The sequence below is a fragment of the uncultured Bradyrhizobium sp. genome (genome assembly GCF_947648125.1).
Classification (GTDB): domain Bacteria; phylum Pseudomonadota; class Alphaproteobacteria; order Rhizobiales; family Xanthobacteraceae; genus Bradyrhizobium.
In genome coordinates this window covers 1-8,345 of sequence record NZ_CANSMR010000064.1, presented here as the reverse complement: position 1 = coordinate 8,345, position 8,345 = coordinate 1, and the positions used below count along the sequence as shown (strand labels likewise).

Here is an 8,345-nt window from a genome sequence, read left to right as displayed (position 1 = left end):
CGTCATGCCCGGGCTTGACCCGGGCATCCACGTCTTAGGTCTTGCATAGGGGCAAAGACGTGGATGGCCGGGTCAAGCCCGGCCATGACAGAGGAGCGACCTTTCGCAAGGAGTTCACCATGAAACTCACCTTCTCTCCCGCCTCCCCGTTCGCCCGCAAGGTGCGCATCGCGGCGATCGAGCTCGGCCTGATCGACAAGATCGAGTTCGTGCCGGCCAGCGTTGCGCCGGGCACGGCCAACGACGAATATTCCAAGATCTCGCCGCTGAAGAAGCTGCCGGTGCTGATCCTCGACCATGGCGACGTCATTTTGGATTCCTACGTCATCGTCGAATATCTCAACGAGATCGGCGGCGGCCGGCTGATCCCCGGCTACGGTCCGCGGCGCTGGCAACTGAAGACCGATCATTCGTTGCTCAACGGCATGCTCGATTCCATGCTGCTGTGCCGCTACGAGAAGATGGTGCGGCCGCAGGGCTCGCTGTGGCAGGCCTGGTATGACGATCACTGGAACAGGGCCTGGGCCGGCATGGCGCGGTTCGAGAACCGGCCGGACGTGCTGAACGGCTCGTCATTCGACATCGCGCAGATCGGTCTCGTCTGCGTGCTCGGCTACGCCGATTTCCGCTTTGCCGATTGCGGCTGGCGCAAGGCCTATCCGAAGCTCGACGCCTTCTACCAGAAAATGCTGGAGCGGCCGTCGGTGAAGATCTCGGCCCCACCTGCGGCGTAGCAAAGCTACGCCTGGGGAGAACGACGATGCGCGACCGCGTCCCCGCCTCTCGATTTTCAGCGCGAGCCTGGTGCTCGCGCTGACCGTCTCCGATCTCGACTTTGTGATGATGATGACGGCAGCCCGGTACAGCCCGCCGGAGCAAGACCTTGCGGCGATGGATATCCTCGCCAACATCAGCATTCCCGCCGTGCGCAACGCGCACTGACCTCATCCAAGGAATCACCATGAGCCTGAAATTTGCCGCCGGCGATCTCACCATTCATCGCCTCGTCGAGGAGGAAGGCCTGTTCCTGCCCGCGCATGACATGCTGCCCGGACTGACGCCGGAGCTGCTCGCGGAAAACCGCGCCTGGATGAAAGCGGCCGGGGCACTCGACGACAACGACACGCTGATCCTGGCGTTCCAGTCCTACATCGTGAAGACGCCGCACCACACCATCCTGATCGACAGCTGCATCGGCAACGACAAGCCGCGACCGGGACGGCCGAGCTGGAACATGAAGACCGACGACAATTATCTGCGCGGCCTCGCGGCGGCGGGCTTTTCGGTCGGCGACATCGACTATGTGATGTGCACGCATCTGCACGTCGACCATGTCGGCTGGAACACGCGGCTCGAGAACGGCCGCTGGGTGCCGACCTTCCCGAACGCGCGCTACGTGTTCGACAAGAGCGAGTTCGACTACTGGACCGAGACCAACGCCAAGGCAGAGGTGCCGCCCTTCGTCGACAGCGTACTGCCGGTTGTCGAAGCCAAGCGGGCCGAACTTGTCGGCAGTGATTTTGCGATCGGCGACCACATGCGCGTGCTGCCGACGCCCGGCCACACGCCGGGCCACGTCGCCTTCACCTTCGGCCGCGGCAAGGATGATGCGGTGTTTACCGGCGATTTGATGCACTCGCCGATCCAGACACTTTATCCGGAGCTGTCGCCGAAGTTCGACGTCGACCCGGCGCAGGCCGCGAAGACGCGGCGCAGCTTCCTCGAGCGCTATTGCGACACCGATACGCTGTGCTGCCCCGCGCACTTCCCCTCGCCAACAGTCGGCAAGATCAGGCGGAAGGGCAACGGATTTGTGTGTGAGACGGTGTAGCTGAGGCCGCTTACCCTCCCCTGGAGGGGGAGGGTCGGCTCACAGCGAGCGCAGCGAGATGTGAGACGGGGTGGGGTGATCTCTCAACACGGGCAGCACCCGATACGAGAGACCTTCACCCCACCTCGGTTCGCATTTCATGCGAACCGATCCTCCCCCTCCAGGGGAGGATAAGAAGAGCGCGCCCCGCTCAATCAAACAAACTCGGCGTGTGGTTCACCACCGCGCCTTCGATCTGCAGCATCTTCAGCTTGGTGACCACGCCACCATTGGCCGAGAAGCCGCCCGGCTTGTTGCCGGCCGCCAGCACGCGGTGGCAGGGCACCACGATCGGGCACGGGTTGCGGCCCAATGCCTGGCCGACGTCGCGCGACAGCTCGACGCCGCCGAGCTGCTTGGCGATATCGCCATAGGTTACGGTCTTGCCCGGCGGAATCTTCCGAGCGATGTCGTAGACGCCGCGGTTGAACTCCGGCACGCCGTCGAGATCGAGCACGATGTCGGCGAGGTCGTTCGGCTTGCCGGCGAGCAGCTCGATCATGCCGTCGATCGCGTGCTGCACCTCGGCCGGCGGCGCCGCCTCGGTGACGTCGCCATTGCGCTGGAAGATGCGCTTGCGGGTCTTCTCCTCGGTGCCCATCGGCAGCTGCACGCCGGTGACGCCGTGCTCGCCCCAGACGACGCCGCAGGCGCCGATCATGGTTTCGAAGATTGCAAAATGCTGGCCGGTCATGGCTCGCTCCAGATGTTCCGTCATATCCCTTGGGCTCATGCGTATGAGCCTGCTGCTGATCTGAAATCTAGGCTTGGAGAATGTTGCTATCCACCCGAATTCCGTGGGAACTTGGGTCAAATCAACAACATCTCCCGCCTGCGAGCCCTCGAATGCACAGCCTCCACGTCAACGGTTTCGACATGCCCTATCTCGATATCGGAGAGGGTCCGCCGCTGGTCTGCGTGCACGGCTCGCTGTGCGATTTCCGGATCTGGTCGGCGGTGCTCGGCCCGCTGACGCGACGGCATCGCGTGATCGCGGTCAGCCTGCGGCATTTCTTCCCGGCGCATTGGGACGGCATCGGCGACACCTATTCGATCGCGCAGCATGTCGACGACGTGATTGCCTTCCTCGAGGCATTCGACACCAAACCGGTCGACCTGATGGGACATTCCCGCGGCGGCCATATCTGCTTCCGTGTCGCGCAGCGGCGGCCGGACCTGCTGCACAGGCTGATCCTGGCCGAGCCCGGCGGCGAGCTCGACCAGACCCTTGATCCCGACTTCAAGCCGGGCCCCTCGCCGCTGGCAGCACGCTTCGCGGCGTGTGCCGCTGAGATCGCCAAGGGCGACGTCGACGGCGGCTTGCAGATCTTCATGGATGCACTCGAAGGCCCCGGCGCCTGGAAACGGATTCCGGCAACCTCCAAGCAGCTCTTGCGCGACAACGCGACCACGCTGCTCGGCCAGACCCGCGACCAGCGGCCGCCGTTCTCGAAGGCCGACGCGGAGGCGATCAGGACGCCGACGCTGTTCATCGGCGGCGCCAACACCAAAGGCGTGCTGCCGAAGGTGCTGCACGCCCTCGCCGCCAATGTGAAGGGCGCGCGCACCGAGATGATCCCGGGCACCACGCATCCGATGTTCGAGCAGGCCCCGCAGCGCTATTGCGAGATCGTCCTGGATTTTTTGGCGGCATAGGCAGTGCACCCTCTCCCCTTGTGGGAGAGGGTGGCGCGATGGCGCGCAGCGGCATCGTGCCGGGTGAGGGGTATCTCTCCGCGGAGACAGACCCCTCACCCGGATCGCATCTGTCGATGCGATCCGACCTCTCCCACAAGGGGAGAGGTGCAGTGAGCAAGCGGCACGAGCAGCGCGCCTCGACTATCACACCTTCCAGACACCGACCGGCTGGCGCACGGCGACGTTCAGCCGATTCCAGACATTGATCGCCGCGATGCCGAGCACCAGGGACGCGAGCTGCTGCTCGTTGAAGTGCTTCGCCGCCTCGTCCCATACCGCGTCCGTCACCGGATCCTCGCGGTCGCTGAGCCGGGTCACCGCTTCGGTCAGCGCCAGCGCGGCGCGCTCGGCATCGGTGAAATACGGCGTGTCGCGCCAGGCGCCAACCGCGAACAGCCGCTCGTCGGTCTCGCCGGCGCGGCGAGCAAGCTTCGGGTGCATATCGACGCAGACGCTGCAGCCATTGATCTGGCTGGCGCGCAGATGCACCAGTTCGAGCAGCTTTTCCGGCAAAGCCTGTTTGGTGCTCTCGCTGAGCGCCTGTAGTGCCTTCATGGCATCGGGAACAACCATCACCGGGTGGTTCATGCGGGCTTTCATCATGTCACTCTCCTGATTTGCCTTTTGACGAAGCCGTGCCGATCTGTTGTCACATCGGCCCACTTTCGTTCGTCACGGCCATGACGGAGCGGACAAAGGGAATGTGACCGATGGACGAGAAAAAGTTTGTGGCCGAACAGTTCGAGGCCAACCGGCCGCGCCTGCGCGCGGTGGCATACCGCATGCTGGGCTCGACCGCCGAGGTCGACGACGCCGTGCAGGAAGCCTGGCTGCGGCTCGGCCGCACCGACGCTGCGGCCGTCGACAATCTCGGGGGCTGGCTGACCACGGTGATCGCGCGGATCTGCCTCGACATGCTGCGCTCGCGCAAATCGCGCCGCGAGGAGCCGATGGGTGCACACGTGCCGGAGCCGATCGCGGACAACCCGTCCGAGCGCGAGACCGAGATGGCTGACTCCGTCGGAGCGGCGCTGCTCGTGGTGCTGGAGACGCTGGCGCCGGCCGAACGGCTGGCTTTCGTGCTGCACGACATGTTCGCGGTGCCGTTCGAGGAGATCGCGCCGATCGTCGGACGCACGCCGGCCGCCGCGCGGCAACTCGCGAGCCGCGCAAGACGCCGCGTGCAGGGCGCGCCGCCGGCGCCGGATGCCGATCTCAGCCGGCAGCGCGGCATCGTCGAGGCCTTCCTCGCAGCATCCCGTAACGGCGACTTCGAAGGACTGCTTGCGGTGCTCGCGCCTGACGTCGTGGTGCGCGCCGATCAGGCAGCACAGCGGCTCGGCTCGCTGCCGGTCATCCGCGGCGCAGTTGCGGTGGCCGAAAGCTTCAAGGGACGCGCGCAGGCGGCGAAAGCGGCGCTGGTCGACGGCGAGATCGGCGTTGCCGTCGTTCTTGGTGGCGCGCTGCGTGTCGTGCTGCGGGTCACGATATCAGGCGACAAGATCGCCGCGATCGATGCCACCGCCGAGCCCGCGGAGATCGAGACCTTCGATGTCGAGGTGCTCGACCAGGCCTGACGCGGCTAGGTTGCGATGCTAGTGTCGCTCTGCGCTGTTCAGGGAGGACAATCATGAAACTATCCATCAAATTGCTCGCGTCGGCCGGTCTGTTCTCGCTCGCCCTCGCCTCGTCCCCCGCCTTTGCCGCCGCGGATGAAAAACTGCGCGCGCCCGCCGAGCAGGCCCAGCCGGCCGTGATCGAAAGCCTGCACGACATGGTGCTGATCGAGTCGGGCTCCAGCGATGTCGAGGGCCTGAAGAAGATGGCCGACTACACCGAAGCGCGGCTGAAGGCGCTCGGCGCCAAGACCGAGCGGCGCAAGACCACGAAGGGCATCGGCGCCGACATGGTGATCGGGACCTTTGAGGGCACCGGCAGCAGGAAGCTGATGCTGATCGCGCATATGGACACGGTCTACGAGCACGGCATCCTCGACACCCAGCCCTACAAGGTCGACGGCAACAGGATCTACGGGCCCGGCATCGCCGACGACAAGGGCGGCATCGCCGTCATCCTGCATTCGCTGAAGATCCTGCAAGATACCGGCTGGCGCGACTACGCAAAACTCACGGTGTCGTTCAATCCGGATGAAGAGGTCGGATCGATCGGCTCCGGCGAGATCATCGCCGAGCTCGCCGACCAGCACGATGTGGTGCTGTCCTGCGAGCCGACGGTTGCGCCGCCGGTGGCCAAGAACGAAAGCCTACTGCTCGGCGCCAGCGGCACCGCGACCGGCACGATGGATGTGAAGGGCAAGGCCTCGCATGCCGGCGCCGCACCGCAGCTCGGTCGCAACGCGCTGATCGAGCTCGCGCATCAATTGCTGCAGACCCAGGACGTCGCGAAATCCATCCCGGGCACGCAGCTGAACTGGACCACCGCGAAGGCCGGCACCGTGCGCAACCAGATCCCTGATCACGCCAGCGCCGGCGCCGACATCCGCCTCACCATTCCGGACGGCGTGCAGAAGCTGCAGGCAGCGCTTGACGAAAAGGTGAAGAACAAGCTGATCCCCGACACCGAGGTGACCGTGAAAGTCGCCGCGGGCCGCCCGCCCTTCGTCGCCAATGATCGCGGCCGCGCGCTCGCCAGGCAGGGACAGGCGATCTACGCGGAGCTCGACCGCACGCTCGATATTGCGGAAATGACGGGCGGCGCGACCGACGCCGGCTACGCCGCGCGCAGCGGCAAGGCCATCGTGGTCGAAAGCTTCGGCCTCGCCGGCTGGGGCTATCACGCCCGCGACGAATATATCGACACCAACTCGATCGTGCCGCGGCTCTATCTGATGACGCGGATCCTGATGGAGCAGGGCAAGGCGAAGTAGGCCCACGGGATGGCTGACGACAATGATCTCGTCATGCCCGGGCTTGTCCCGGGCATCCACGTCTTGGTTTCTGCATGAGGAAAGACGTGGATGGCCGGGACAAGCCCGGCCATGACGGATGGACTCAGGCAGAGCCAAGACAAAAAACATTAACTCATCAACAGCTTAGATCGTTCTCTGACTTCAACCTTGACCGTTCCTGAAGCCCGCAGTAGCTTACCTTCCGAACACGGAATTCCGTATTCCAATTTGGACTGATGGCATGATCCCGTTGGACCCGCTTCCGAACCTGATCGACCAGGTCTACGGGCGATTGCTCGAGGCGATCATCGACCGCACGCTGCTGCCCGGCCAGCGCATCACCCAGAACGAACTTGCCGATCGGCTCGGCGTTTCGCGCCAGCCGATCTCGCACGCGCTGCACCTGTTGCATCGCCAGGGGCTCGTCGCGGAGAGCGGCAAGCGCGGCTTCGAGGTGACGCAGCTCGATCCGCAGCGCATCCGGGAGCTCTACGAAGTGCGCGGCGCCATCGATGCGCTGGCGGCGCGGCTTGCGGCAACGCGTGTGAAAGAGGATTCCGCGGCGCGCACGCAGCTCGAGAGCGCGCTCGAAGCCGGACGCGCGATCGACGACGATGCGCCGCTGGCGCGCCTGATCGCGCTCGACGTCGACTTCCACAGCGCGATCTACCGGCTGGCCGGCAATACCGCGATCGAGGAAATGATCGCACCGCAATGGCCGCATATGCGCCGCTCGATGGCGACCGTGCTCGCCGAGCTCGACTATCGCGGCAGCGCCTGGACCGAGCACGAGACCATCGCCGCGCATATTTTCTCCGGCAACGCCGCCGCCGCCGAGGCTGCGGCGCTGGCGCATGCGCAGACGGCGGGGCGGATGACCGAAGAGAAGCTGAGGGCCATCGACGTGGCGGCGTGAACAAACAAAGCCGTCATGCCCGGGCTTGTCCCGGCCGTGGCGAAGAGAGAACAGAAGATAACAACAGGAGGAAAGCACCATGAAACTGACCCAAGAGCAGGTCGAATTCTTTCATCGCGAAGGCTGGCTGTTCCTGCCCGAGCTGTTCAGCCAGGAAGAGGTCGACTTCCTCGCCCGTGAGGCGGTCTCAATCTACGACGCCAACCGTCCCGAGGTGTGGCGCGAGAAGAGCGGCGCGCCGCGCACGGCCTTCGCCGCGCATCTCTACAACGAGGCGTTCGGCCTCCTCGGCGCGCATCCGCGCATGATCGACCCCATCGAGCAGCTGTTCGGTGAGAAGGTCTACATGCATCAATTCAAGATCAACGCGAAGGCGGCCTTCACCGGCGACGTCTGGCAGTGGCACCAGGACTACGGCACCTGGAAGCGCGACGACGGCATGCCGGAGCCGCGCGCAATGAACATCGCGATCTTCCTCGACGAGGTGATGCCGATCAACGGCCCGCTGATGCTGGTGCCGCAGAGCCAGACCGCCGGCGACCTCAAGGCGTCGCACGATCTCGAGACCACGTCCTACCCGCTGTGGACGCTGGACGAAGAGACGGTGACCCGGCTCGTCAAGCAGGGCGGCATCGTCGCGCCGACCGGCAAGCCCGGCGGCATGCTGATGTTCCACGGCAATCTGGTGCACGGATCGAGCGGCAACATCACGCCCTACCCGCGCAAGATCGTCTATCTGACGCTGAACGCGGTCTCGAACTACATCCGCACCCCGACGCGGCCGGACTACATCGCGCACCGCGACTTCACGCCGATCCAGACGGTTGCCGACGACGCGCTGCTGCGGCTTGCCCGTGCACCGCGGCAGGCGGCGGAGTAGACTGACGCCTACCCCCAACGTCGTCATGCCCGGGCTTGTCCCGGGCATCCACGTCTTAACACGCTCGCTGCAC

At 65.1% G+C, this 8,345-nt stretch carries 10 protein-coding genes; 8 read left to right on the top strand and 2 right to left on the bottom strand.

The features are described from left to right. The first annotated feature begins 119 nt into the window (after window positions 1–119). The 3 genes from Q0030_RS40375 (at window position 120) to Q0030_RS40365 (ending at window position 1,831) form a co-directional block, all read left to right on the top strand. The gene (locus Q0030_RS40375) at window positions 120–734 is read left to right on the top strand and encodes a glutathione S-transferase family protein (protein ID WP_194456674.1); all 615 of its coding nucleotides are present in this window, start codon (window positions 120–122) and stop codon (window positions 732–734) included. A 70-nt stretch (window positions 735–804) separates the two neighbouring features. Beyond that, window positions 805–942: a hypothetical protein gene (locus Q0030_RS40370; protein WP_298380644.1), complete on the top strand. Its 138-nt coding sequence runs from the start codon at window positions 805–807 to the stop codon at window positions 940–942. 19 nt (window positions 943–961) lie between these two features. Beyond that, window positions 962–1,831, top strand: coding sequence for an MBL fold metallo-hydrolase (locus Q0030_RS40365; RefSeq protein WP_298380641.1), 870 nt, complete (start codon window positions 962–964; stop codon window positions 1,829–1,831). 190 nt (window positions 1,832–2,021) lie between these two features. Here Q0030_RS40365 and Q0030_RS40360 read toward each other — a convergent pair whose 3' ends face one another. Continuing rightward, on the bottom strand, window positions 2,022–2,564 hold the full coding sequence (locus tag Q0030_RS40360; RefSeq protein ID WP_166299336.1) for a methylated-DNA--[protein]-cysteine S-methyltransferase: 543 nt from the start codon (window positions 2,562–2,564) through the stop codon (window positions 2,022–2,024). A gap of 152 nt (window positions 2,565–2,716) precedes the next feature. Here Q0030_RS40360 and Q0030_RS40355 point away from each other — a divergent pair, with 152 nt between their 5' ends. Next, the gene (locus Q0030_RS40355) at window positions 2,717–3,526 is read left to right on the top strand and encodes an alpha/beta hydrolase (RefSeq protein WP_298380634.1); all 810 of its coding nucleotides are present in this window, start codon (window positions 2,717–2,719) and stop codon (window positions 3,524–3,526) included. A gap of 186 nt (window positions 3,527–3,712) precedes the next feature. On the opposite strand, the gene Q0030_RS40350 is transcribed toward Q0030_RS40355, so the two are convergent. Further along, window positions 3,713–4,168, bottom strand: a complete 456-nt coding sequence (locus Q0030_RS40350) for a carboxymuconolactone decarboxylase family protein (protein ID WP_166216634.1) — start codon at window positions 4,166–4,168, stop codon at window positions 3,713–3,715. Window positions 4,169–4,278: 110 nt separating this feature from the next. On the opposite strand from Q0030_RS40350, the gene Q0030_RS40345 reads away from it, so the two are divergent. The 4 genes from Q0030_RS40345 (at window position 4,279) to Q0030_RS40330 (ending at window position 8,272) form a co-directional block, all read left to right on the top strand. Continuing rightward, complete coding sequence (locus Q0030_RS40345; protein ID WP_298380631.1) at window positions 4,279–5,145, top strand: sigma-70 family RNA polymerase sigma factor; 867 nt, start codon at window positions 4,279–4,281, stop codon at window positions 5,143–5,145. A gap of 53 nt (window positions 5,146–5,198) precedes the next feature. Next, window positions 5,199–6,455: a M20/M25/M40 family metallo-hydrolase gene (locus tag Q0030_RS40340; protein ID WP_298380629.1), complete on the top strand. Its 1,257-nt coding sequence runs from the start codon at window positions 5,199–5,201 to the stop codon at window positions 6,453–6,455. Window positions 6,456–6,717: 262 nt separating this feature from the next. Then, window positions 6,718–7,392 (top strand): GntR family transcriptional regulator, encoded by a 675-nt coding sequence (locus tag Q0030_RS40335; protein ID WP_298380626.1) that lies wholly within the window; start codon window positions 6,718–6,720, stop codon window positions 7,390–7,392. 79 nt (window positions 7,393–7,471) lie between these two features. Beyond that, on the top strand, window positions 7,472–8,272 hold the full coding sequence (locus Q0030_RS40330) for a phytanoyl-CoA dioxygenase family protein (protein WP_028341908.1): 801 nt from the start codon (window positions 7,472–7,474) through the stop codon (window positions 8,270–8,272). The last annotated feature ends 73 nt before the right edge of the window (window positions 8,273–8,345 follow it).